Source organism: Edaphosphingomonas laterariae, assembly GCF_900188165.1.
Lineage (GTDB): Bacteria > Pseudomonadota > Alphaproteobacteria > Sphingomonadales > Sphingomonadaceae > Sphingomonas_E > Sphingomonas_E laterariae.
The window spans coordinates 75,234-100,748 of the sequence record NZ_FZOS01000002.1; the positions used below are offsets into that span (position 1 = coordinate 75,234).

The 25,515-nt window shown below is 65.4% G+C and carries 20 protein-coding genes and 1 tRNA gene; 14 read left to right on the top strand and 7 right to left on the bottom strand.

The window, feature by feature from the left end; translation table 11 throughout:
* Positions 1–188: 188 nt before the first annotated feature.
* The 7 genes from CHB74_RS02785 (at position 189) to CHB74_RS02815 (ending at position 10,025) form a co-directional block, all read left to right on the top strand.
* On the top strand, positions 189–1,316 hold the full coding sequence (locus tag CHB74_RS02785) for an OmpA family protein (protein ID WP_089218093.1): 1,128 nt from the start codon (positions 189–191) through the stop codon (positions 1,314–1,316).
* Positions 1,317–1,502: 186 nt separating this feature from the next.
* Entirely contained in the window at positions 1,503–3,071 is a 1,569-nt protein-coding gene (locus tag CHB74_RS02790) for a peptide chain release factor 3 (RefSeq protein ID WP_089218094.1), read from the top strand.
* Between the two features lie 144 nt (positions 3,072–3,215).
* Positions 3,216–3,968, top strand: coding sequence for a phytanoyl-CoA dioxygenase family protein (locus tag CHB74_RS02795; protein WP_179220688.1), 753 nt, complete (start codon positions 3,216–3,218; stop codon positions 3,966–3,968).
* Positions 3,965–5,215 (top strand): MFS transporter, encoded by a 1,251-nt coding sequence (locus tag CHB74_RS02800; RefSeq protein WP_089218096.1) that lies wholly within the window; start codon positions 3,965–3,967, stop codon positions 5,213–5,215. Before CHB74_RS02795 ends, CHB74_RS02800 begins: the two co-directional genes overlap by 4 nt.
* A 2-nt stretch (positions 5,216–5,217) precedes the next feature.
* A complete protein-coding gene (glpD, locus tag CHB74_RS02805) occupies positions 5,218–6,717 on the top strand; it encodes a glycerol-3-phosphate dehydrogenase (protein ID WP_089218097.1) in 1,500 nt (499 codons plus the stop codon).
* Entirely contained in the window at positions 6,710–8,197 is a 1,488-nt protein-coding gene (gene glpK, locus CHB74_RS02810) for a glycerol kinase GlpK (RefSeq protein WP_089218098.1), read from the top strand. The genes glpD and glpK overlap by 8 nt, the downstream gene beginning before the upstream one ends.
* 55 nt (positions 8,198–8,252) lie before the next feature.
* Positions 8,253–10,025: an ABC-F family ATP-binding cassette domain-containing protein gene (locus CHB74_RS02815; RefSeq protein WP_089218099.1), complete on the top strand. Its 1,773-nt coding sequence runs from the start codon at positions 8,253–8,255 to the stop codon at positions 10,023–10,025.
* An 81-nt stretch (positions 10,026–10,106) separates the two neighbouring features.
* Here the strand turns inward: CHB74_RS02815 and phhA are convergent, their stop codons facing one another.
* Both phhA and ligA read right to left on the bottom strand, forming a co-directional pair.
* Positions 10,107–10,970 (bottom strand): phenylalanine 4-monooxygenase, encoded by an 864-nt coding sequence (phhA, locus tag CHB74_RS02820; protein ID WP_089218100.1) that lies wholly within the window; start codon positions 10,968–10,970, stop codon positions 10,107–10,109.
* A gap of 35 nt (positions 10,971–11,005) precedes the next feature.
* Positions 11,006–13,141, bottom strand: coding sequence for an NAD-dependent DNA ligase LigA (gene ligA, locus CHB74_RS02825; protein WP_089218101.1), 2,136 nt, complete (start codon positions 13,139–13,141; stop codon positions 11,006–11,008).
* A 192-nt stretch (positions 13,142–13,333) separates the two neighbouring features.
* Here ligA and CHB74_RS02830 point away from each other — a divergent pair, with 192 nt between their 5' ends.
* Positions 13,334–13,813 (top strand): hypothetical protein, encoded by a 480-nt coding sequence (locus CHB74_RS02830; protein WP_089218102.1) that lies wholly within the window; start codon positions 13,334–13,336, stop codon positions 13,811–13,813.
* A gap of 310 nt (positions 13,814–14,123) precedes the next feature.
* Here the strand turns inward: CHB74_RS02830 and CHB74_RS02835 are convergent, their stop codons facing one another.
* Together CHB74_RS02835 and CHB74_RS02840 are read right to left on the bottom strand one after the other, a co-directional pair.
* On the bottom strand, positions 14,124–14,888 hold the full coding sequence (locus tag CHB74_RS02835) for a LytR/AlgR family response regulator transcription factor (RefSeq protein ID WP_089218103.1): 765 nt from the start codon (positions 14,886–14,888) through the stop codon (positions 14,124–14,126).
* A 98-nt stretch (positions 14,889–14,986) separates the two neighbouring features.
* Positions 14,987–16,090: a sensor histidine kinase gene (locus tag CHB74_RS02840; protein WP_245842569.1), complete on the bottom strand. Its 1,104-nt coding sequence runs from the start codon at positions 16,088–16,090 to the stop codon at positions 14,987–14,989.
* 310 nt (positions 16,091–16,400) lie between these two features.
* Between CHB74_RS02840 and CHB74_RS02845 the strand changes: the two genes are divergently transcribed.
* The gene (locus tag CHB74_RS02845; RefSeq protein WP_179220689.1) at positions 16,401–17,678 is read left to right on the top strand and encodes a L,D-transpeptidase family protein; all 1,278 of its coding nucleotides are present in this window, start codon (positions 16,401–16,403) and stop codon (positions 17,676–17,678) included.
* 150 nt (positions 17,679–17,828) lie between these two features.
* Here CHB74_RS02845 and CHB74_RS02850 read toward each other — a convergent pair whose 3' ends face one another.
* Together CHB74_RS02850 and CHB74_RS02855 are read right to left on the bottom strand one after the other, a co-directional pair.
* Positions 17,829–19,193: a DEAD/DEAH box helicase gene (locus CHB74_RS02850; protein ID WP_089218106.1), complete on the bottom strand. Its 1,365-nt coding sequence runs from the start codon at positions 19,191–19,193 to the stop codon at positions 17,829–17,831.
* 109 nt (positions 19,194–19,302) lie between these two features.
* Positions 19,303–19,743, bottom strand: a complete 441-nt coding sequence (locus tag CHB74_RS02855; RefSeq protein WP_089218107.1) for a hypothetical protein — start codon at positions 19,741–19,743, stop codon at positions 19,303–19,305.
* A 104-nt stretch (positions 19,744–19,847) separates the two neighbouring features.
* Between CHB74_RS02855 and CHB74_RS02860 the strand changes: the two genes are divergently transcribed.
* Both CHB74_RS02860 and CHB74_RS02865 read left to right on the top strand, forming a co-directional pair.
* Positions 19,848–21,278, top strand: coding sequence for an FAD-binding oxidoreductase (locus tag CHB74_RS02860; RefSeq protein ID WP_089218108.1), 1,431 nt, complete (start codon positions 19,848–19,850; stop codon positions 21,276–21,278).
* 111 nt (positions 21,279–21,389) lie between these two features.
* The gene (locus tag CHB74_RS02865; RefSeq protein ID WP_089218109.1) at positions 21,390–22,166 is read left to right on the top strand and encodes a SapC family protein; all 777 of its coding nucleotides are present in this window, start codon (positions 21,390–21,392) and stop codon (positions 22,164–22,166) included.
* A 234-nt stretch (positions 22,167–22,400) separates the two neighbouring features.
* Here the strand turns inward: CHB74_RS02865 and CHB74_RS02870 are convergent, their stop codons facing one another.
* Positions 22,401–23,207, bottom strand: a complete 807-nt coding sequence (locus tag CHB74_RS02870) for an N-formylglutamate amidohydrolase (protein ID WP_342746566.1) — start codon at positions 23,205–23,207, stop codon at positions 22,401–22,403.
* A gap of 213 nt (positions 23,208–23,420) precedes the next feature.
* On the opposite strand from CHB74_RS02870, the gene cpdR reads away from it, so the two are divergent.
* The 3 genes from cpdR (at position 23,421) to CHB74_RS02885 (ending at position 25,470) form a co-directional block, all read left to right on the top strand.
* Positions 23,421–23,795 (top strand): cell cycle two-component system response regulator CpdR, encoded by a 375-nt coding sequence (cpdR, locus tag CHB74_RS02875; protein WP_089218111.1) that lies wholly within the window; start codon positions 23,421–23,423, stop codon positions 23,793–23,795.
* Between the two features lie 73 nt (positions 23,796–23,868).
* Positions 23,869–23,943 (top strand) — tRNA-Val (locus tag CHB74_RS02880).
* 276 nt (positions 23,944–24,219) lie between these two features.
* Complete coding sequence (locus CHB74_RS02885; RefSeq protein WP_179220690.1) at positions 24,220–25,470, top strand: TetR/AcrR family transcriptional regulator; 1,251 nt, start codon at positions 24,220–24,222, stop codon at positions 25,468–25,470.
* Positions 25,471–25,515 lie beyond the last annotated feature (45 nt).

Below are 25,515 nucleotides of genomic sequence, written 5' to 3' on the forward strand. Positions count from 1 at the left end.
CGCGAAACGAAACCGGTTTCGCCAACATGAGTTTAGCGGAAGTCTGTAATGGGGTCGCCGATTGGCACTTTATGCCTGATCTGTGAGACATTTCAGCAACAGATGTGGAATATCCGTGCTTGCGCGAATAATCCAGTTTGGTTAGGTAGCAGTGCTTCCGCGAGGAACTGCTTTGAAAGGGGAATGATATGCGTAAGCTCGCCATCATGGCCGCGCTCGCAACCACCGCGCTGGCAACGCCCGCGATGGCGCGTGACGGTGCGTGGTATGTCGGCGTCGAAGGCGGCGCCATGATCGTTGAAGACATCGATTATGATGTCACGAGCACGGCCGGCGTTTTCTCCAACAATGCTGTGAACGTCGACTCGAAGTACGGCTTCGATGTCGATGGTATCATCGGTTATGACTTCGGTGCGTTCCGCATCGAAGGTGAGATCGGCTACAAGCAGGCCTATGTCGACTCGTTCACGACGGGTGTTGCTCTGCCGGCCGGCTTCAATCCGACGGTGCCTGCTGGCACGTATGACGAATTCGCTGACGGCAAGACCTCGGCGCTCAGCTTCATGCTGAACGGCTTGATCGACTTCGGTGACGATGATAGTCTTCAGGGCTTCATCGGCGGCGGTGCCGGTATCGCCCGCGTCAAGGCTGACAATTATCAGCTGCTGAACAACGGCACGGCTTTCCTGGATGACAGCGACTCCAAGTTCGCTTGGCAGGCCATTGCCGGCGTTCGTGCGCCGTTGTCGGACAACATCGACGTTGGCCTGAAGTATCGTTACTTCAACGTCGACGACGTGAAGCTGGTGGCCGCTGACGGTTCGGACGTGAAGGCCAAGTTCCGTTCGCACAGCCTTCTCGGCAGCCTGATCTTCAACTTCGGCGAACCGGAGGCCCCGCCGCCGCCGCCGCCGCCGCCGCCGCCGCCGCCGCCGCCGGAACCGGCCCCGCCGCCTCCGCCGCCGGCTGTCCCGGGTCCGTTCATCGTGTTCTTCGACTGGGATAAGTCGGACATCACGCCGGAAGCCGCTGGCATCCTCGACAACGCTGCTGCGGCTTATGCCCAGGGCGGTTCGGCCTCGGTGATGCTCGCCGGTCACGCCGATAAGTCGGGTGCTCCGCAGTACAACGTGGGTCTCTCGCAGCGTCGTGCCGACGCCGTGAAATCCTACCTTGCCGGCAAGGGCGTGCCTGACACCGCGTTGTCGACCGAAGCGTTCGGCGAAAGCCGCCCGCTGGTCGAAACCGCCGACGGCGTCCGCGAACCGCAGAACCGTCGCGTGGAAATCACCTTCGGTCCGGGTTCGGGCATGTAAGGTCCACGAGATCGCTCCTCCGGGGGCGATCGACGGAAAGATTGGGGAGTCGGCCTTCGGGCCGGCTCCCTTTTCTTTTGTCGGGTTGCCTGTTCTTTTCGGGGGCTGTGGGGTGACCGGATTCGCCAATCCGGACGGTTCCTGCTAACGGGCCGCGATCGACGAACCTGCCAGGCATTCACACCCATGAACGACCGCCCCACCGGCCGCCCCGACCGGCGTACCTTTGCGATCATTTCGCACCCCGACGCCGGTAAGACGACGCTGACCGAAAAATTGCTGATGACGGGCGGCGCGATCCACCTGGCGGGCGAGGTGAAGGCGCGCGGGCAGACCCGGCGTGCGCGATCGGACTGGATGAAGATCGAGCAGCAGCGCGGTATCTCAGTCACCAGTTCGGTGATGACCTTCGAATATGACGGCCTGACCTTCAATCTGCTCGATACGCCGGGGCACGAGGATTTCTCGGAAGATACCTATCGGACGCTGACCGCTGTCGACAGCGCGGTGATGGTGATCGATGCCGCCAAGGGCATCGAGGCGCAGACGCGCAAGCTGTTCGAAGTGTGCCGCCTGCGATCGGTGCCGATCATCACCTTTGTCAACAAGGTCGACCGCGAGGGCCGAGATACCTTTTCGTTGCTGGACGAAATTGCCGATCAACTGGCGCTCGACGTCACGCCGATGATCTGGCCGATCGGCATGGGTGGCGTTTTCGAGGGTCTTTATGACCTTGCTGAAAACCGACTTCTGCCGGCGGAGGGTGGAGCCATCGCGATGTCGGGGCTGGATGATCCACGGCTCGATGAATTGCTTTCGGCCGATGGCGTGGCGAAACTGCGCGAGGAGGCGGAACTGGCCCAGGCTGGTTACGCGGAGTTCGACCTTGCCGCTTATCGTCATGGCGACCTGACGCCGGTTTATTTTGGGTCGGCGCTGCGCGATTTCGGCATTCCCGAATTGATCAACGCGCTTCGTGATCTGGCGCCCAGCCCGCGGCTCCAGCCGGCTGCACCGGAAGCGGTGAGCCCCGATGACCCCGCGGTTTCGGGCTTCATCTTCAAGGTGCAGGCCAACATGAACCCGCAGCATCGCGATCGCGTCGCGTTCATGCGGCTATGTTCCGGGCGGTTCAAGCGCGGCATGAAGCTGAACCAATCGGGCACGGGCAAGGCCATTGCCGTTCACAGCCCGATCCTTTTCTTCGCGCAGAATCGTGAAGTGGCGGACGAAGCCTGGCCGGGCGATATCATCGGCATTCCCAATCATGGCACCTTGCGCGTGGGCGACAGCCTGACCGAAGTGGCGGGTGCCGTGAGCTTCACCGGCCTGCCGAATTTCGCGCCTGAGATCCTGCGCCGCGTGGCGCTGGCCGACCCCACCAAGACAAAGCAATTGAGAAAGGCGCTGGACGATCTTTCGGAAGAAGGTGTGATCCAGGTTTTTCATCCGGCGATCGGATCGCAGATGGTGGTGGGCGTCGTTGGCCAACTGCAGCTGGAGGTGCTGATTTCCCGTCTGCAGCACGAGTATAAGGTCGACGCCAAGCTTGACGTGTCGCCCTGGGACACGGCCCGCTGGCTGACCGCCGACAATGATGCGGACCTGAAGGATTTCGCCGGCAATCATCGCAACGCCATGGCGAGCGACCGCGACGGCCAGCCAGTGTTCATGGCCAAGGATGCGTGGGAGCTGAACTATGTGATGCAGCGCCACCCGGGGCTGCGCTTTTCGGCGACCAAGGAACGCGCCTGACCTGATCCACATGAACCGCTGGGTGGCTGCCTTTCGGCGGCACATCATCAGACAACGTTGTCAGAATTTCCTTGCGAGGGGCTTTGCCCGCGCGTTAGACAGATGTCGGCGCGCGGCGGAGACCGCTGGCCCAAAGGAGATGACATGCGGTTCGCAAATCAGGCAGAGCAGTTTGCCGCAGACGGCTATGCGGTGTTCGATCGGGTTCTGGCCGGGGAACCGCTGGAACTGCTGCGCGCGGAATGCGACGCGTTCGTTGCGCGTGAGGACGCGAAGATGGATGCTGCGGGCGTGGATCGCATCGACCTCAGCCATCGTGGCAAGCGCTATTTCGCCAACGAATGCCAGCGCGAGGTGCCTGCATTGCACGAAGTGCTGTTCAGCGAAACCATGGCCGATGTGTGCCGAGCCACCTTGGGTGACACCGCTTATTTCTTCTTCGATCAATATGTCGTGAAATGCCCGGAAGCGGGGATGCCGTTTTCGTGGCATCAGGATTCCGGTTATGTGGTCGGCAATGGTGGCCCAGCCGATCATGCCCCTTATCTGACCTGCTGGATCACGCTGGACGATGCGACGGTGGAAAATGGCACGGTGCGGGTGATCCCCGGCAGCCATCGCGACGGTATCGTTGCCCATGAACGGCAGGCGGGCAGCAACGATCTGGTCGGCGCCCCGGCGGACACGCAGGGTGTGACGGTGGAGGTGCCGGCCGGCAGCATCGTCGCCTTTTCCAGCCTGTTGCTGCATGCGACCGGGGCCAATACGTCTGACAGCCCGCGCCGCGTCTATCTGGCGCAGTACACGCCTGAGGTGATGCTGAACCCGGGCACGCGGCAGTTGCGGCGCAATGCCATTCCGCTGATCCAAGGCGGGCGGCAGGTGACAGTCGGATGACGCTTTCGCCGCGTCGACGGACGATTCTGTTCACGCTCGTCCTGACGGCGACGATCCTCAACCTCGTCGACCGCCAGATCATCGCGGTGCTGAAACCGGTGATCGCGGCCGATCTGGGCTGGACCGACAACGACTATGGGACGCTGGCCGCCTGGTTTCAGGGTGCGGCGGCCTTCGCCTTGCTGTTCACCGGATGGATCGTCGATCGGCTGGGCGTGAAATGGGCCAACCCGCTGGGGGTGATCACATGGAGCGTGGCGGCGATCGCCCATGGCTGGGCGCGCACCATGGGGCAGTTCATCCTGTGCCGGGCGGCTCTGGGCGCGACCGAGGCGATGGGGACGCCGGCAGCGATCAAGACAATCGCGACGATCTTCCCGCCCGAAAAAAGATCGTTCGGGTTCGGCATGTCCAATGCCATCGGCAGTATCGGCGCGATCCTGACGCCGCTGGTGATCCCGGTGGTTGCCATGTGGTGGGGCTGGCGCGCGGCATTTCTGGTTGGCGGCGGGCTGGGGCTGATCTGGGGTGCTGCCTGGCTGCTGGCAACGCGCGGCGTGGATTTTGGCGATCGTGGTGCGGAATCGACCAGGGCGGCGCCGTTGGCGGGCATCGGCGCGGTGCTGAAGCATCGGCGGACCTGGGCCATCGCCATCGCCAAGGTGCTATCGGATGCGACCTGGTGGTTGCTGCTGTTCTGGATGCCCGATTTCTTCAACCGCATGTTCGGGCTTTCGGGGCTTGAGCTGGGGCCGCCGCTGGCCGTGGCTTATGGCTGCGGGGCAGTGGGGGCATTCTTCGCCGGCTGGATCGCAACCCGATTGATCGCGGCAGGGCGATCGGTGAACGCGGTGCGCAAGGGTTCGATGCTTGTCGCCGCGTTGCTGGTGACGCCGGTGCCGCTGGCGCTGGGGGTCACCGATTACTGGTCGGCCGTGGCGTTGCTCGGCCTCGCGATTGGGGCGCATCAGGCCTTTTCGACCAATCTTTTTGCGCTGATTGCCGATGTGACGCCGGGCGCGGAGGTGGGCCGCGTGACGAGCTTTGGCGCGTTCTGCGGCAATCTGGGCGGCATGGCGATCGTGAAGGTGGCGGGGCTGCTGTTGACGTGGGGGCTTGGTTACACGCCGCTGTTCCTGTTCGCCGCGATTTCCTATCTTCTTGCGGTGGGCGTGATCCAGCTGATGATCCCGCGGATCGAACGCGGCGAAGAGATGGGTGGTCCGGCGTGGGCGCCGGGGCATTGAGCATGGACCAGCCGTTCGACCTGCTGATCGTCGGTGGTGGCATCAATGGCGTGGGTATCGCGCGCGATGCGGCTGGGCGCGGGCTGAAGGTGCTGCTGGTCGAGCAGGATGACCTTGCCAGCCATACCTCGTCCGCCAGTACCAAGCTGATCCATGGCGGGTTGCGCTATCTGGAGCATTACGAGTTCCGGCTGGTGCGGGAATCGCTGATCGAGCGCGAGCGGCTGATGCGGATAGCCCCGCACATCATCCGCCCGCTGGAGTTCGTGCTGCCGCACCATCGCGGCAGCCGGCCCGCCTGGATGGTCCGGCTCGGCCTGTTCCTTTACGATCATCTCGGCGGGCGCGACGCGCTTCCCGGATCGGCGAGCGTGGCCTTGCGCGGCACGGCGCGAGGCGCTGGGTTGAAGCCCGAGATCGCCAAGGGCTTCACCTATTCCGATTGCCGTGTCGATGATGCGCGGCTGGTGGTGCTGAACGCGATCGACGCACGCGAACGTGGCGCGGACATCCGCACGCGGACGCGGTTCGTGGAGGCTGCGCGTGACGGCGACGTGTGGATCGCGACACTGGCGGACAGCGAGACGGGTGCGCGCAGCGTGGCGCGGGCGCAGCACATCGTGAATGTTGCCGGGCCGTGGGTGGACAAGGTGTTGGGATCGGTTGCTGGCGCGGCGGCGGAACGGGCGCCCCGGCTGGTGAAGGGCAGTCACATCGTCGTGCCGCGCATGTTCCCCGGCGAACATGCCTTCATCCTGCAAAACGCCGACAAAAGGATCGTGTTCGCTATCCCCTATGAGGGCGATTTCACGCTGGTGGGCACCACGGACATCGCGGTGGGCAGTGCCGATGCCGCGCGGATCGATGACGACGAGATCGCCTATCTCTGCACGAGCGTGAACGACTGGTTCGCGACGCCGATCACGCCTGCCGACATTGTATGGAGCTATGCCGGCGTACGGCCGCTTTACGATGATGGATCGGACAGCGCATCGGCCGTTACCCGCGATTATGTGATGAAGCTGGGAACGGGCGAGGGGCCACAACTGCTGTCGATCTTCGGCGGCAAGCTGACGACCTATCGCAAGCTGGCCGAACATGCGCTGGAAAAGCTGGAACCGTTCGTGACCATGACGCGTGGGCCGTGGACCGACTGCGAGCCACTGCCTGGCGGCGACATGGCAGACGGTGATTTCGCGGCATTCATGCGCGCGGTTCGTGCGCGCTGGCCGTTCCTGCCCGCCGCGTTGGCTGAGCGCATGGGGCGGGCTTATGGCACGCGCATAGCAGACCTGTTGGGCGAGGCCCGATCGCTGGCCGATCTGGGCGCCGATCTTGGCGGCGGCCTTCATGAGCGCGAGGTCAGCTATCTGGTCGAGCAGGAATATGCCCGGACCGCGGATGACATATTGTGGCGCCGATCCAAGCTTGGCCTGAACCTTTCTGCCGATGCCGCCCGCCGACTGACCGAATATCTTGCCCGAGAGAAGGCCCATGTCTGAACCCCGCTACATCCTGGCGATCGACCAGGGCACGACATCGACGCGCAGCATTGTTTTCGACGATCAGGCGCGCGTGGTGGCGACGGGGCAGGCCGAGTTCGCGCAGCATTATCCCGAAGATGGCTGGGTCGAGCATGACCCGGAGGACATCTGGCGGGACACGCTGGCGACGGCGCGCGAGGCGATCGCAGAGGCGAAGCTCGCCGCGACCGACATTGCCGCAGTTGGCATTACCAACCAGCGCGAGACGACGCTGTTGTGGGATCGCGCCACGGGCGAACCGATCCATCGGGCGATCGTGTGGCAGGACCGGCGGACGGCGGACCATTGCGCGACGCTCAAGGCGGCAGGGCATGAGGTCTTGGTTCGAGAGCGCACCGGCTTGCTGCTCGATCCCTATTTTTCCGCGACCAAGCTTTCATGGCTGCTGGACAATGTGCCCGATGCGCGCGCGCGCGCCGAACGTGGTGAACTGGCTTTCGGCACGATTGATTGCTTCCTGCTGTGGCGGATGACGGGCGGCCGCGTCCACGCGACTGATGCGACCAACGCCAGCCGCACGATGCTGTTCGATATCCACCGACAGCAATGGGATGCGGATCTGCTCGTCTTGTTCGATATCCCTGCCTCTGTGCTGCCGGAGGTGCGGGATTCGAGCAGTTTGTTCGGCCATTGTGTGCCTGAGCTATTCGGCGCGCCGATCCCGATCGCTGGCATTGCGGGCGACCAGCAGGCCGCGTTGATCGGCCAGGGCTGCTTCGAGCGCGGGTCCGCCAAGGCGACCTATGGCACCGGATGCTTCATGCTGCTGAACACGGGCGACAAGGCTGTCCGGTCCGAAAACCGGCTGCTGACCACCACTGCCTATCGGCTGAACGGCAAGGCGGCTTATGCCATCGAAGGATCGATCTTCGTGGCGGGCGCTGCGATCAAATGGTTGCGCGATGGGTTGGGCCTGATCACGCACGCATCGCAGACCGATGACATGGCGACGCGCGTCGCCGACAATGGTGGCGTCTATATGGTGCCGGCCTTTGTGGGGCTGGGCGCGCCGCATTGGGACGCCCATGCGCGGGGGCTGATCACGGGGCTGACGCTGGGCAGTTCGGCCGCGCATGTGGCGCGCGCCGCGCTCGAATCGGTGGGTTATCAGACCGCCGACCTTGTGGCGGCGATGATCGAGGACGGCGCCGCGCGGCCGAGCGCGCTGAGGGTCGATGGGGGCATGTCCGCCAATGACTGGCTCTGCCAGTTTCTGGCCGACATCCTGGAAATCCCGGTCGAACGGCCGGCCAATCTGGAAACCACGGCGCTGGGCGCAGCCTTCCTTGCCGGTATGGCGGTCGGCTTGTGGGACGGGCCGGAAGCGGTGAAGGCGTTGACCCGGCAAGATCGGAGCTTCACCCCCGCTGGCGACCCGCAAAGGCGCGCCGATCTGCTGGCGGGATGGCGCAAGGCGCTGGAACGGGCGCTTGCCTGATCTCGCCTAGCGCGCCGGCTTTACCCTTCGCCTGATCCTCCCTATGTCGCGGCCCATGTCCGCACCTGTTCTCGCTTTCGAAGATCTCGGCCTTGTCCAGGGTTCCGGGTGGCTGTTCCGCCATCTCGACATCTATATTCAGCCACGCGACCGGCTGGCGCTGATCGGCCGCAACGGCGCGGGCAAGACCACGTTGCTGAAACTGCTGGCCGGCGCGATCGAAGCCGACGAGGGGCGGCGGACGGTCGTGCCCGGGACCAAGGTGATCATGTTGGAGCAGGAGCCGTCGCTGGCGGGCTTTGCCACGCTGCGCGATTATGCGCTGGCGGGTAATCCGGCGGCCGCGCACGAGGTGGAAGCCATCGCCGACCAGATCGGCATCGACCTTTCGCGCGAGGCAGCGACCGCGAGTGGTGGCGAGCGCCGCCGTGCCGCGATCGCGCGGGCGCTGGCGCAGGAGCCGGACGTCCTGCTGCTCGACGAGCCGACCAACCATCTCGACATCGCGGCGATCGACTGGCTGGAACAATGGCTTGGCCGTTACAACGGCGCGTTCGTCGCGATCAGCCATGATCGTACCTTCCTGACCCGCCTGACCCGGCAGACGCTGTGGCTGGACCGGGGCACCATCCGTCGTGCCGAAGTCGGCTTCGGCGGTTTCGAGGCCTGGACCGAAAAGGTCTATGAAGACGAAGCGCGCAATGCGCAGCGGCTCGATGCGCGGCTGAAGATCGAGGAGCATTGGCTGCAGCGCGGGGTAACCGGGCGGCGGCGGCGCAACCAGGGACGGCTGGCGCAGCTCAAGGAAATGCGCGCGCAGCGCGCGGCGATGATCGGGCCGCAGGGGCAGGCTGCGCTGGCGGTGGCGAGCGACGATACCAAGACGAAGGTGGTGATCGACGCCGAGCATGTCACCAAGCGTTTCGGCGATCGCGACGTCATCAGGGATTTCAGTTTCCGCGTGACGCGCAAGGACCGGATCGGCGTGGTCGGCGCCAATGGCGCGGGCAAGACGACCTTGCTGAAGCTGCTGACCGGCGAACTGCCGCCGGACGAGGGCGTGGTGAAGCTGGCCAAGACGCTGGACGGCATCGTCATCGACCAGCAGCGCAGCCTGATGGCGCCGGACAAGCGGGTGCGCGACGTGCTGGCCGATGGCGGCGACTGGGTGACCGTGCTGGGCGAGAAGAAGCATGTTCATGGCTATCTGAAGGAGTTCCTGTTCGATCCTTCGCTGGCCGATGCGCGAGTGGGTACTCTTTCCGGCGGCGAGCGTTCGCGCCTGCTGCTGGCCCGCGAATTCGCCCGCCATTCCAACCTGCTGGTGCTGGACGAACCGACCAACGATCTCGATCTCGAGACGCTCGACCTGCTGCAGGAAGTGATCGCCGATTATGACGGCACGGTCTTGATCGTCAGCCACGACCGCGATTTTCTCGATCGCACGGTCACGGTGACGCTGGGGCTCGACGGATCGGGCAAGGTCGACATCGTTGCCGGCGGCTATGAGGATTGGGAGCGCCAGCGCGCGCCCAAAACGGAGGCGAAGAAGGCTGCCGCCAGGCCCGCGGAGCCCCCGCGCGAGAAGGTGCGAACGAAACTGAGCTACAAGGATCAGCGCGACTACGACAATCTGCCTGCCGAGATCGAGAAGATCGAAGCGGGTATTGCGCGCGACGAGGCGGCACTGGCCGATCCTGACCTCTATGCCAAGAACCCCAAGCGCTTTGACGAGCTGACCAAGGCGATCGATGCTGCGCGGGCGCGCAAGGACGAGGCGGAGATGCGCTGGCTGGAACTGGCCGAAATGGTCGAGGCCTTGGGATAAAATCCAACCGGTTAGGTTCGGGCTTGTCGAGAACGCTTCTCGGCTTCGGTTCTCGACAAGCTCGCAAACGGGTTGGCGGATTTAAGCGCCCTTCTTCGCCCTCGCATAGGCCTGCGTGCCGTGCGTAATCACGTCATCGCTGGCCAGCACGCTTTCGGGCTCGAGATCGTCCAGCGTCTCCAGCTCAGCATAAAGCGGCGCAAAATCGGTATCGAGCGTCATGCGGAGCAGATCGTCGAAGCTGGGGATGACGAAATAGGTCTGCTGATAATCGTCGATGCGATATTCGGTACGCATCACCCGCTTGAGATCGAAGCCGATGCGGTTGGGGCTGGCATCATCCAGTGCGAAGATGCTTTCGCCATGGCTGGAAACGATGCCCGAGCCGTAGATTCGCAGATCGCCATCCTCGCGAACCAGCCCGAATTCCACCGTATACCAGTAAAGCCGGGCGAGCTTGTGCAGCGCGCCGAAACCGAGCGAGCGCAGGCCGCCCCGGCCATAAGCCTGCATATAGTCCGCGAAAACGGGATCGGCGAGCATCGGCACATGGCCGAACACGTCGTGAAAGACGTCGGGTTCCTGAAGATAATCGAGCTGATCGGGACGGCGGATGAAATTGCCTGCGACGAAGCGGCGATTGGCGAGATGATCGAAGAAAACGTCGTCGGGCACGAGCCCGGGCACGGCGACGACGCGCCAGCCCGTCGCGGCCATCAGCCGTTCGGACAGTTCCTCGAAATTGGGGATACCGGGGCGCGACAGCCTGAGCACGTCGAGCCCGCGAAGCCATGCCTGCGAGGCACGCCCGGGTAGCAGTTTAGCCTGGCGTTCGAACAATATGTCCCAGACCGCATGTTCCTGTGCGGTGAAGCGGTCCCAGTCTTGATCAGTCGTCCAGTCGGCGGCGGCGCCCTCCGGCGGGCGGTCCAGCGTGATTTCCATGGGATGAGTGTAGCATGCGGAGGGGCGGTGGGGAATTATCCCGCCGCCGCCACGATCGCCTGCCAGCCGGCCTCGTCGATCACCTTGATGCCGAGATCGGCAGCCTTTTTCAGCTTCGATCCCGCGCCCGGGCCGGCGACAACCAGATCGGTCTTGGCGGAAACCGATCCGGCTACCTTTGCGCCCAACGCTTCGGCCTGTGCCTTCGCCTCATCGCGCGACATGGTTTCGAGGCTGCCGGTGAACACCACTGTCTTGCCGGTCACTTCGGACGCACGGGTTTCATGGACCACGGCTTCGATGCGGACCTGGCCGAGCAGATCGGCGAGCACGTCCTGATTGTGCGGTTCGGCAAAGAAGTCGACCAGCGCCTGCGCCACTTCCGGCCCGATGCCGGGCGTTTCGATGACGGCGGCGAGTTCCTTGGCGGCGCGTGCGCGAAACTTCTCGTCGGTTTCGCCCACCGCCTGAACCAGTTCTGCGCGGCGCTGGCGGGCTTCGTCGATCTTGGCGGTCAACGCATCCCAGCTCGAATAGCGGCGGGCGAGATCGCGCGCGGTGACTTCGCCGACATGGCGGATGCCGAGCGCGAACAGGAAGCGATCGAGCGGCGGGGTGCGCTTGGCATCGATCGCGCGGATGAGATTGTCGACCGAGGTTTCGGCCCAGCGTTCGCGCGCGACGAGCGCCTCGCGTTGCTCGTGCAGACGATAGATGTCGGCGGGCGAGTGGGTGAGGCCGTCCTTGAAGAACGCCTCGATATGGGTGAGGCCGAGGCCCTCGATGTCGAGCGCGTGGCGGCTGACGAAGTGGCGCAGCCGTTCGACGCGCTGGGCGGGGCAGATCAGCCCGCCGGTGCAGCGCCAGTCGACCTCGCCCTCCTCGCGGGCGAGCGCGGATCCGCATTCCTGGCATTGCGTGGGGAAATGCCACGGCGCACGTTCTTCATCGCGCGTCAGGTTGGCGACGATCTGGGGAATCACGTCGCCCGCGCGCTGGACGACGACGCGATCGCCCGGGCGGACGCCGAGCCGTTCGATTTCGTCGGCATTGTGCAGCGTCGCATTGGTGACGACCACTCCGCCGACCGTAACGGGCTCGAGCCGTGCGACCGGCGTGATCTTGCCGGTCCGGCCGACCTGCGTGTCGATGGCGCGAAGCGTCGTCTGGGCCTGCTCCGCCGGGAATTTGTGCGCGATCGCCCAGCGCGGCGCTCGGGCGACGAAGCCGAGACGTTCCTGCCAGTCGAGCCGATCGACCTTGTAGACGACGCCGTCGATATCGAAGGGCAGATCGGCGCGTTCCGCCTCGATGCCGCGATAATGGGCGAGCATCGCTTCGGGGCTGTCGACGCGGACAAGCGCATCCGACACCGGGAAGCCCCAGCCGGCAATTGCCCGCATCACGCCATATTGGGTGTCGGCGGGGAGCACGGCCACCTCGCCCCAGCCATGGGCAAGGAAGCGCAGCGGCCGGGCGGCGGTCACACCCGCGTCCTTCTGGCGCAGCGACCCGGCGGCGGCGTTGCGCGGGTTGGCGAACTGCCGGGCCTTGGCGGGATCTTCCGCTTCGGCCAGCAACCGGGCGTTGAGCGCGCGGAAATCGGCCTTGGCCATGTAGATTTCGCCGCGCACCTCGAACAGATCGGGTGCGCCAGCGGGCAACTGCTGCGGGATATCGGCGATGGTGCGGACATTGGGGGTCACATCTTCGCCCACCGCGCCGTCGCCCCGAGTTGCGGCCTGGACCAGCCGGCCATGTTCATAGCGTAGCGAGCAGGACAGCCCGTCGATCTTGGGTTCGGCGGTGATCGCCACCGGTTCGCCCGCTCCGAGGCGCAGGAAGCGCCGGATGCGATCGACGAAATCGGTGACGTCTTCATCCGCGAAGGCATTGTCGAGGCTGAGCATCGCTTTCGCGTGCGGCACCTTCGCCAGCGGCCCCGCTGGCATCGCGCCCACGGCGCGCGACGGCGAGTCCGCCCGCACGAGTTGCGGGAAGGCCGCCTCGATCGCGGCATTTTCCCGCATCAGCGCATCGAATTCGGCATCCGTGATCTCGGGCGCGTCGTCGCCATGGTAGAGCGCGTTGTGGCGCGCGATCTCTGTGGCCAGCCAGGAAAGCCGGTCGGCGGCGGCGGCAGGGTCGGTCGGAACAGGCGGGGTCGTCATGGCGTAGCGCTAGGCCATGATCGCGTCGCTTGGAAGAGGGCGTGCGCCGGTCGCCCTATCCGCCATTTTCGTCGCGGCGGCCGCGCACCGCCGTTGCAATTGGCATTGGATGCCGATGGTCGTCGCGCCGCGATCCCGCAACGCGCGTCCATGTGATTTTGCTGTGCGCCAACCTGTATCGAGGAGGTGACCATGAGCAATTCCATCATCGACGGGACAATTGTCGAAGCCCGGCTGAAGCGGGCGGCGAAGGCCCAGTCGCTGTTCGACGTGGTGACGTTCAGGCTGGCCGACGGGAGCACGCATAGCATGAAGCGGATCGGCGTCGTGCCCGAGGTTGCGGCGCTGCTGACGCCGGGGACAAGCGGACGCTTCTATCTGTACAAGCTTGCCGATCAGCGTGGCATCCACGGGGTGCGGACGGACGATGGCCGCGCGGCGGCGGGCTATCCGCGAATCCTTGAACGACTGATTGGTGTGGTCGGCATCCTCAATCTGGCGCTTGCCGTGATGTGGCTCGTCACCGATGGCGAACTGCGGTTGCTGCCCACGATCGCCGGACTGTTCTGCGTGGTGGTGGCTGTCCTGCTTCATCAGCTTGGCAATACATCGCTTCGGCAGTTCGAAGCCGATGCGGGGTCGGCGCGGGCAGGGCATGCGGCGGCGATATGAGCCGCCATTTCGTCGTGGCGGGGGCCATGCTCGTCGCGGTCAGGGCATTTCCGTCGCTATGGGCAAGGTGATCGTCGCGGCGGCCGGGCTGTCGACGGCGGGCCGGGCTAGGGGAGGCTTAGCAAGGCTGATCGCAGCCGCCATTCCTGGGGAAATGCCATGACCGAAGTTCGCAAGCTGGCGACCTGGTTCGCCGCGATGTTCACCACAGGGCTGTTCGTGACGGCCGCCACCTCGTTCGCGCATGTGATCTGAGTGAGGCGTCCGATCCGGCACCGCCGGGCGCGTGGGGCGACCCGGCGGTTTCGGATCAGGCGAGACCCAAAGCGGCGTCGACGACGCCCGAATAGCTGGGGCCAACCTGCACTTCCGCCCCATCCGCCAGGATCAGCGCGATCGACCGGTTGGCGCGTCGCACCTCCGTCACCCGTTCCGGCCGCACGAAGGCCGAACGGTGAACCCGGATCAGGCCGCTGCCGGCAAGCTTCTCTTCCAGCGCGCTCATCGTCGTCCGCAGCATATGGCTGCGCATTTCCGTATGCAGCAGCACATAATCGCGGGCCGCTTCGATCCAGTTGATCGTATCGAGCGGCACGCGCCGCTGGCCATGGCGTTCGGGCACCCAGAAAGCGGCGTCGTCGCGTGCCTCGGCCGCGTTGGTGCGCATGTTCTGCACCTGCTCGGCCAGCACATCGGCGCGTTCGGCCTGTTCGCGCATGGCCCGGCGCCGGCGTGCGCGTTCCACCGCCTGGCGAAGGCGATCGAACCGAATGGGTTTCAGCACATAATCAGCCGCGTCGACGTCGAAGGCGTCGGGCGCATAATGTTCGTGCGCGGTGACGAAAACGATCTCGGGGCGCGGCTCGACCATGATGTCGGCGGCGGTGCGCAGGCCGTTCCGGCCGGGCATCTGGATGTCGAGGATGACGAGATCGGGTTGCAGGCGCGTGATCGCGTCCAGCGCCTCCTCGCCGGTCGTCGCCTGACCCACGACGACGGCACCGTCGACATTCGCGAAGAGCGCCGTCAGGCGATCGAGCGCGAGTGCCTCATCATCCACCAGCAGCACGCGCATCGTGACAGTCCCGTCCCCCGGATAATTCCCCAGCCGTGATTGTCCCATAGCAGCGGCGGCCAAGACAAGGTGCGTCTGTCGAAAACCGGCCGCAGAGATCAGCTGCGGGACGTGCCGGACGCGGATTTGTCGGTTGCGGCTGCGATCGGTAGCGCGATACGCGCAAGAAACCCGGTTCCCGCGGGCTCCGCCGAAAGGCTGGCCTTATCCCCATAGAGTGCCTGCAGCCGACGGCGGACGTTGCGCAGGCCGACGCCCGTCGTCGTGCTCTTGACCGAGGGCAGCCCCGCGCCGCCGTCATTGGCGACGCTGACGAGCAGGTTGGGGCCGTCGACCCGCGCGTCGATCGCGATCGTCACGGGCTGGGCCGAGCGGGCCACGCCATATTTCACGGCATTCTCGACGAGCGGCTGGATCAGCAGGCCGGGGACGACGACGCCACGGGCGTCGGGCGCGCAACTGATGTCGACACGCAGGCGATCGCCGAAGCGCACCGCTTCGATGCCGAGATAATCGGCGGTGAGATCCAGCTCTTCTTCCAGCGGGACCAGTTCGGTCGGATCGCAGGCCAGCGATGCGCGCAGGAAACTTGAAAGCTTGTCGGTCATCTCCTCCGCATCCTCGTTGCGGCGGGTGACGATCAGCGCCGAGATCGCGTTCAGCGTGTTGAACAGGAAATGCGGATTGAGCTGGAGCCGCAGCGCTTCGAGCTCGGCCTGTTGCGCTGCCTGCTGGGCTGCGGCGAGCTGGCGTTCGGTGGTAAGCGAGCGGCGGCGCGAGAAGAAGAACTGGAACAGCGCGACGTTGACGGTGAACACGCACAGATAGTTGAGCATGGACTGCGATGCGCGCCGGAAATCGATCGGAATGCTTGTCCAGTTGCCGCCGAACTGTTCGGCTCCCCAGTTGGTGAAGGTCAGGTCGAACAGCGTGTGGACCAGTGCCGCGCAAAATATGGCGACGGCGAGCAGCACGATGCGCGAGGGGCCCGACCATTCCGCCGTCGCGCGGAACAGCCCGAACAGGCCGATGCCGATGCTGATCGACAGGATCACCGTCGAGCAATCGATCGCGACGCCCACCCAATCGTCGGGATGCCGGGCAAGGATCGCGGGCAGGAAGATCAGCAGCATGAACAGCCATAGGCCCACCGTCAGTGGCACGGCGTCCGACCATCGCGCGTCCGACTTCGCGGCAGGCATATAGGTGGTGATCCCCCGGTGAGATTGAGGCGAGGTGTGCCTTAAAATCCGGGTGTCGTCACGTAATACGAAATCCATGCTTCGGCTTTTGGCGCGATCGCGCAAGTCGAACAGTCACGCGGGACGAAAATGCCGGCGGTTGCGACGAACATGTCGTCGTCGCGGGCTCGTCCCGCACGGTCGCGCCCGCCCGCATGCCGGACGCAACGGCCGCGCCTCCATCGTCGTAACGGGTAGTGACGCCGCCATCGCCCCTCGAACGAAGCGATCCCAGGCGCGGGTGGCGCCCTGTATGAGTGGAGTATGCGTCATGGAAGCGAACGGGATCATCGAACGCCACGACGGGCCAGGGCTGAAGCGGGCACGCAGGTTGGCGGCGGCAGGGGTGGCGGGAATCGCCATCCTGGTTTTCGTGAACGAACCGGCGCCGTTCGGCGCGGCCGACGCGGTCGCATCGGTGATGATGCCAGAGGCGTTGCCTTCGCAGCCCATCGCCACCTACCGCTGGACGCCCGAGATGGCGGGCGATCTTCTGGCGGAAATCGCGGCGGCGGAAGGCGAAGGGCTGGACCCGGCACCTTATGCCGGTGAGGCGATGCGGCGCGAGCTTGCCCTCACCGGTGGTAGCGCGCTGCTCGACCGGATGGCTGATGACGCCGCGCTGAAGCTGGCGCGGGATTATCTGCAGGGCCGCGTGGCGGATCGCGCCGCGTTCGATTGGCATATCGAGCGGAAGGACGTGGACCTGAACCAGCTTGCCATCGCGCTCCGCCGGGCCGCCGAGGCGGGCCAAATGCGGCCATGGCTGCGATCGCTGCTGCCGCAGGATTCGCGTTACGCGGCGCTGCGCGATGCGCTGGCGGCGACACCCGCCAGCGATAGCGCCGGCCGCGATCGGCTGCGCGCCAATATGGAGCGGTGGCGCTGGCTGCCGCGCGATCTGGGTGACGATCATATCTTCGTCAACGTGCCGAGCTACACGCTCGATCTGGTCGAGGACGGCAAGGCGATTTCGACCTACACGGTCGTCGTCGGCAAGCCCGCCACGCCGACGCCGCAGATGACGATGGCGGCCAGTTCGGTGGTGGTGAACCCATCATGGACGGTGCCGGCCAGCATCATCCGCTCGTCAAATCTGCGGCCGGGACGGAAGGGCTATCAGTTCGTGGCGGCCGGTGGCGGGCGTTATGTCGTCCGCCAGCCGCCGGGGCCGGGCAATGCGCTGGGCCGGATCAAGATCGACATGCCCAACGCCCACGCGATCTACCTGCATGACACGCCAGCCAAGGCCTATTTCGACAAACCGTCGCGGGCATACAGCCATGGCTGCATTCGCGTGCAGCATATCGACCGGCTGGCGGAAGAGATCGTGCGGCTGGACAATGGCCGGACCGGGGATCTCGAACGCGGTCTTGCCGGACGATCGACCACAACTGTGAAGCTCAGCACAGGCAGGCCGGTCTGGTTGGTCTATTTCACGGCAGAGACCGGGCCGGACGGCAAGGTCATGGTGCTGGAGGATCCCTATAACCGCGATACTCGCCTGATCGCACGCCTCAACGGTCCGACGCAGCTTGCGTCGCGCTAAGCCGGGCGTCCTCGATCAGCCGGGTTGCAAGGGGGCGGGCCTGCCGGGCAGCCGGCATCGAACGAAGGTTCGGTGCGGCCCCGGCAGGTTCGGCCGCTCACGGGCCAAACCACGCCGCTCATCATCACTCCGAACGTCGCAATCGCGCCGTCAGGCGCCGGGGCGCGTACCGAAGCCCACCGCCAGGAAGCCGGGGATCGGGCCGTTCCAGCCGTCATCCGGGCCGTCGTCCGCCGGGCGGCGATCGCGCTGCTGCGGCGGCGCGGTGCGGGCGGGCCGGGGTTCGGCGCGCGCCGGCTTGTCGTCCGCTTTGGCGGGCTTGGCCCTGGTGCCGCCACGCGTGCGCTTGGCAGCGGGCGCTTTCGCTTCGGCGGGTGCCGTTGCGGTCGCCGCGGCTGGCTCGGTCCGGCCGATGCGCTCGATCGTCTGCTGGGTCAGCTTCTCGATATTCTCGACCGCTTCGGCATCGTCGGGCGTGATCAGCGTGAACGCCTTGCCGGTGGCACCGGCGCGGCCCGTGCGGCCGATGCGGTGGACATAATCGTCCGGGTGCCACGGTGCGTCGAAGTTGAAGACGTGGCTGACGCCCTTGATGTCGAGCCCGCGTGCCGCGACGTCGGACGCGACGAGGATGTTGATCTCGCCGCCCTTGAACCGTTCCAGTTCGCGCAGCCGTTCCGACTGGTCCATGTCGCCGTGGATCTGGCTGGCGCGGAAGCCGTGGCGCTTCAGGCTGGTCGCCAGTTCGCGCACGGTGGTCTTGCGGTTGCAGAAGATGATCGCGGTGCGCATGTCATCCGCACGAAGCAGATCGCGCAGCACCTCGCGCTTGGCGCGGGCCGAACATTCCACCAGCCATTGCTCGATCGAGGCATTGGCCGTGCCGACGCGCGCGACTTCGATCTGCTTGGGATTGTTCAGGAAGCGATCGGCCAGCTTCTTGATCGGCGCCGGCATCGTCGCCGAAAAGAGCAAAGTCTGCCGTTGCGCTGGCAGCTTGGTGCAGATTTCCTCGATATCGGGAATGAACCCCATGTCGAGCATGCGATCGGCTTCGTCGATCACCAGCAGGTTGCAGCCGGTGAGCAGGATCTTGCCGCGCTGGAACAGGTCCATCAACCGGCCCGGCGTGGCGATCAGCACGTCCACGCCCTTTTCGAGCGCGGCCACCTGATCGGACATGTTCACGCCGCCGATCAGCAATGCCATCGAAAGCTTGTGATACTTGCCGTATTTTTCGAAATTCTCGGCCACCTGGGCGGCAAGCTCGCGCGTCGGCTCCAGAATCAGCGATCGCGGCATGCGGGCGCGGCTGCGGCCGTGCGCCAGAATGTCGATCATCGGCAGCACGAAGCTGGCCGTCTTGCCCGTGCCGGTCTGCGCGATGCCGATGAGATCCTTCATCATCAGCACCGGCGGTATCGCCTGCGCCTGGATCGGAGTCGGCTCGTTATAGCCGGCTTCCGTCACGGCGCGCAGGAGTTCGTCTGATAGGCCGAGATCGGCAAAAGTCATAAGCGACCTGGAAAATCGGCAGCACCAAAGGGGGCGCCACTCCTGCGGGGCGCTTGGGGGGAAGGGCGGGCTTTGTCAAGCAGGACAGGCGATTCGGCCTGCTTTTGGGCTATTTCTTCTTCGATTTTTCCGGGGTGAGGGTGCGGAAGCGGCGGATCTGGCACTCGCCGCCCGATCGCGCATGCACGGCATCACGCCCGGCGCACACCCGATTATCTTCGGTCGGGCGGATATAGAAGCCGCCGTAGAAATCGAGCGCGGGGCACTCATCCTCGAACTGGGCGCGCACCCGGCCGCCGCCGCGCAGCACGATATCCACGCTGTCCGGCTTGATCGCTGCGGCACCGGCGACCGCCGGCATCGAAATGCATTTCGGCCCCTTGCTTTCCTTCCATTCGAGCGGAACCGCGGCGCGACTGCGCGCAGGCACGCGGATCACGACGCTCTGGCGGATCGAAAGCTGGGCGATCTGCATGCGCGAATCCGCGATGGCGCCAGCCGCGCCGCTGCCCGCCAGCAGCAACGTCGTCAAAAGGCCCGCGCCGATCATTGAACCGCCCGCATAATGGCTGACACCGATTCCCCGTGAAGCTTGAACAAGAGCTTAATTGCGCACATTTCCATTGGACGGTCGCACGGCTATAGCGACGCGACATGGCTGCGTCTGCTCCTGATCCCGCCCTTCTTGCCCGGCTTCTCGAACGGCTTGGGCCACGCGGTTTCACGGCTGATCCGCGGGATATCGAACCCTGGATCGTGGATTGGCGCGGCCGCGTGCGGGGCAAGGCGGTGGCCTTGCTGTCGCCGGCCGATGCCGGCGAGGTTGCCGATGTCGTTGCCATGTGCGCGGCGGCGGGCTTGCCGATCGTCCCGCAGGGCGGCAACACATCAATGGTGGCCGGCGCCACGCCGCCGGCCGATGGATCGGCGCTCGTCCTGTCGACGCGGCGGATGCGGGCGATTCGCGCGATATCGGTGGCGGATGGTGTGGCGGTGGTCGATGCGGGCGTGGTGCTTGCCGATCTCCACGCCGCCGCCGCCGCTCAGGGGCTGCGCTTCCCCCTGTCGCTCGGCGCGAAAGGCTCGGCGACGATCGGCGGCCTGATCTCCACCAATGCGGGCGGGACGCAGGTTCTGCGCTTCGGGCCGATGCGGTCGCTGGTGCTGGGGATCGAGGCGGTGCTGCCCGATGGATCACGCATTGAAGGTCTGTCGGCGCTGCGCAAGGACAATCGTGGCTATGATCTGCGCCAGCTGATGTCCGGTGCGGAAGGCACGTTGGGGATCATCACGGCTGCGAGCCTGCGGCTGGTGCCCGCGATCGGCCGCCGGGCGGTGGCGTGGGTCGGTCTGTCGTCGCCGCAGGCGGCACTTGGCCTGCTGCGCCGGCTGGAAGCCGCAACCGGCGAGGCGGTGGAGAGCTTCGAACTCGTGCCGGGCGACGCGCTCGAACTCGTGCTGAAGCACATCCCCGATACGCGCGCGCCGCTGACCGGCGGACATGCCTGGCATGTGCTGGTCGAGGCGACGGCGCCGCAGGGCGCGGCCGATCCTGCTGATGCGCTCGGCGTCGTCCTCGCGGATGCGATCGAGGCCGGCGAAGCTGCGGACGCGGCGATCGCGGCGAGCGAGGCGCAGGCTGAGGCGCTCTGGCGACTACGCGAATCGATTTCGGAGGCCGAGCGCATCGACGGCATGGCCGCCAAGCATGACGTGTCGGTCCCGGTTTCGACGATGCCCGCCTTCATCCAGTCGGCCCGCGTGGAGGTGGAAGCGGCTTTTCCTGGAACGCGCGTGCTCGCATTCGGCCATCTCGGTGACGGCAATGTCCATTTCAACGTCCGTGCCCCGGCGGGTGTGGACGGGATGGCGTGGCTCGCGGGGGAAGGCGCATCGATCAGCCGTATGGTCCACGATCTGACGGTCGCGGCGGACGGTTCGATCTCGGCCGAACATGGTATCGGCCAAACCAAGCTGGCCGAATATCTGCGCCTTGCCGATCCCGCCCGGCTGCGCGCCCAACGCGCGATCAAGGCGGCGCTGGACCCGCAGGGCATCATGAATCCGGGCAAGCTGCTGGGCTGACAACCGAGCGCGCTTATCTTGCCTCGCGCGCCGCGCGGCCATAGACGAAGGGGCTCATAGGCCCACGAATCCCTCCTGGGCCGGAATAACAGGTTGGGGAGACCCCTTTACATGGCGAGTGCACCGCCGAGCGGCCTGCCGCTTTTCTACAATGACATTCAGCCGCTTTCGAGCAGCGTGCATGGGGATTTCGTGGCCCGCCGCAAGGAAGGCGCGCCGTTCCTCGCCAAGGCCCATGCCGTTCCGCTGACCGTCGAGGAATTCGGCCTCGCCCAGCGTCATTTCCCGATCGTGTTCTCGGTCGGCCCCAATGCCGTGCCGCTCGCGCTGATGGGGCTGAACGAAGGCGTCAACATGTTCGTCGATGATGACGGCAAGCTGACCAGCGACGTCTATGTGCCGGCTTATGTGCGCCGCTATCCGTTCATGCTCGCCAAGCTGCAGCAGAACAGCGAAGAATTGTCGCTCTGCTTCGATCCGACGGCGGACGCCATCGGCCAGGGCGGCGAAGGCGACGCGCTGTTCGTCGACGGCCAGCCTTCGGATGCCACCAAGGCGATTCTCGGCTTTTGCGAGCAGTTCGAACAGGCCGGCCAGCGCACGGCGGCGTTCATGAAGGAACTGACCGACCTCAAGCTGCTGATCGACGGCGAAGTCGCGATCCAGCCGGAAGGCGCCGCGCAGCCCTTCGTCTATCGTGGTTTCCAGATGGTGTCGGAAGAGAAGCTGCGTGAATTGCGCGGCGATCAGGCACGCAAACTGATCCAGTCGGGCGCGCTTGCGCTCGTCTATGCGCATCTTTTCTCGCTCTCGCTGATCCGCGACCTTTTTGGTCGCCAGATGCAGGCGGGCAAGGTTCCGGCGCAGCAGCCGCTGGTCCAGGCCTGAACCAAGTCGAGTCGCTGGCGGCGTAGTTTTTGCTGCGCCGCCGCCGGCTCGAAAAACTTGTATAGGCATATTGAAATTGGGGGTGCTGAGGCATATCTTCAGCCAAGTGCGCGGGCCGTGTCCCCCTTTCGCGACCGCGCATGAGCGCGTCTTCGGACGCGCTTCCTCCCTGAACCTTGGCCACCTCGTGCCGCAATGCACGAGGTGGTTTTTTATTGGGCGCTGTGAGGCGTTCTATTCAGCGGCGCGATGTAATGGCGTCGACAACTCTTCCACCATTGCTGCAACCATTGCTGCAAGCAGGCGGCGCATGCTGCGCAGGCCGTCGCCCGGTTCCCGCAATGCGGAATCGAGGTAGAGCGACCGATCCACTTCGACCTGGATGGCATGGATGCCGCGCGCGGGCATGGCCTGACGCTCCAGCGTATGGCCCCCGGCGTATGGGCTGTTGCGGGCACACACCAGGCCCGCGGCGTCCACCACCGATGCCAGCCTGTCCATCAACGTGCCGGGTGCCGTCCGGCCATAACGATCGCCCAGCACCACTTGCGGAGGCTGGGTTGCGCCATGGCGCGGAAGCGGCGGCATCGAATGGCAATCGATCAGCAGCGCCGTGCCGAATCGGGCATGCGCTTCGCGAAGGGCGGCGGCGATCGCCATGTGCCATGGGCGGTGATCGCCGATGATGCGTTCGACCAGCTCGTCGGAGGATAGCCGCCGGCTCCACAATTCGCCCGTGCTGGCCAGCCGCCGGGGCACCAGCCCCAGCCCGCCGCGCACCTTGGCGCTGGATACCAGCATCTGCGCGCGTGGCGGCGGATCGATCATCCCCGAATCGACTTCGCGTTCGTCGCGGTTGAGGTCGATCCACGGTCGCGCGCGCGTCGCCACGAAGGCGGTGGTGCCGGCCGTCACCGCATCGTCGATCAGCGTGTCGGCATAACGGTCTTCCAGCGCCTCCAGCCGATCGCGCGGCACCCGCGCCATGGCCAGCAGCGTTGCCGGATATTCGCGCCCGGCATGGGGCACCGAAAGCACCACGGGGCAGATGGGGCTGGATGGGCCGAGCCGTATGAATCCGGGCCCTCGATCCGGTGATATTGGGTCGGCTGACATGCAAGAAGCCTAGAACAATCGGCGCGAAGCGTGCAAACGCCGGTTCGGCCCACGACGTCCGGGCTGGAAAAAATTAACCCTGGGGCGCATAAGGAAGGGCGGCTGCGGGCGGCACAACGGCCGGGCGAGGGGACCGCAATGATTCGAATTTTGCTGGCTGAAGACGACGACTCGATGCGCGAATATCTCGCGCGCGCGCTCGATCGTTCCGGCTATGCGGTCACTGCGGTGGATCGCGGCACGGCGGCGCTGCCGCTGCTCGAACGCGAGACGTTCGATCTGTTGCTCACCGATATCGTCATGCCGGAAATGGACGGGATTGAACTCGCCCAGCGCGCCGCCGTGATCGCGCCGGCGATGCGGGTGATGTTCATCACCGGCTTCGCCGCTGTCGCGCTCAAGGGCGGGGCGGCCCCGCCGACTGCCAAGGTCCTGTCCAAGCCCTTCCACCTGCGCGATCTCGTGATGGAGGTCGATCGCATGTTCGAAGTGGGCAACGCGGCCGGCGTGTAAGAATTTTTCGGAAAAGATGCGCTGCCGGGGTTGCGGACCCCGAAACCCTTCGCTAGGGGGAGCGCCTCACGGCGGGCGTGTAGCTCAGTGGTAGAGCACTGTGTTGACATCGCAGGGGTCGCAAGTTCAATCCTTGCCACGCCCACCATTCAAAAAGCCTCGGGAATCTCACGATTTCCGAGGCTTTTTTATTATTTCGGCCCGTCGGGGCTTCACCTGAAAATCAGCCCCTCCTGTGCTCATGGTGCAGTTCCGCCACGACGCGTGCGAGGGATGCGGAAATCGAGGGGCGGGGTGCTGGTCTATCCTTGGCGGGGGTGGGCATGACGGCTCATGCCACAATGGCGAGGTCCACGTCGCCCCCGGCAAGTGTCGCCCCATCATCCTGTCTGGCGATTGCGCGGCGGCGATCGTAACACGGGGCATGCCGTCCAAAATAATCGCCCCGAGATCCGACGAGAGCAGCGATCGCGATCGCATTGTCGAAGAGGCGATCCGGCAGATCGCGTCGTTGGGCGTTCGCGGTGCCACCTTGCGCAGCGTGGCGGCGGGGTCCGGCTGCACCCTGGCCGGTATCGTCACCCTGTTCGGCACCAAGGACGGCCTGATCGCAGAATGCTTCAGGGAAGTGGTGAGGCGCGATCGGGAATATCTGGCGGCGCTTGCGGGCGAGGCCGCGGCGATGGCCATCGGCCCCGAACTTGCCGGGCCCTTTTTGTGGACCTTGTGCGAAGAGGCCAGCGGCGGGCGCCGCGCCGACATGCTGGTGCTTGTCGAACTGTGGGTTTCGGCGCCGTCCCATCCACATTTCGCGCCGATCTGCATCGACTGGTTGAGGGCGCGGCGTGACGCGCTGCGCAGTCTGGCGGGCCATTTCGGGGTTGCGCCGATGGCATTCGATCTCCTTGGCCTTCACCTGCTTTCGGAGTCGGTGTTCGCCGTCAGCTGCCATTCTTCGCCCGCCTATCGCCTCATCGCGCGCGGGGGCTTCATGGAAGCCTGTGTCCGGCTGGCCGGGCTTGGCCATCAGGAGGCGCACGCCGCCATCGAGGTGACGGCCGATCACTTCTACGCCGAACCGGATCATGTGCCTGCCAATGACGATGATGGCGGGGAAGGGCGCGGGGCCGAGGGCCGGGCGCGGATCGTCGACGCGGCGGCGGTGATCATCGAGCGGGATGGCTTTGCGGCGGTCACCAATCGCGCGGTGGCGGATCAGGCCGGGGTCTCGGTGGCGTTGACCGGCTATCACTTCAAATCGGTGGCCGAACTGGCGGTCGCCGGCATCGTGCGGGTGTTCGAGAAAACCAATGCGAACGTGCGCCGGGATGCGAAGCCGGCCGGGGCCGCCTCGTTCGCCAAGGGCATTGGCGATGCCCCACACCGTACCGGCGTCGGGCAACTCGCCAGCCGCGGCATGGCGGAGATATCGCTGGTCGCCGCGCGGAGCCCTGCCTTGGCGTTTCTCGGGCTCGCCATGCGCCGGCAGCGCGGTACGGTCACTTATGCCAGCCTCGGTGGCGATCGTTCGGGCATATCCCGGACGACTGCGGCATCGCACGCGCTCTGGTCGTCGGCGACGCTGCTGATCCAGAGCGTTCCGGGCGAGGAGGGTCTTTATGATTTCGGGGCGCAGGCGCGGGTGATGGCCAAGGCCATGTTTGATTTGTCCTGAACATCGGTTTTTATGTTGCGCCTTTAATGGCGCCGCTCCTCGCCT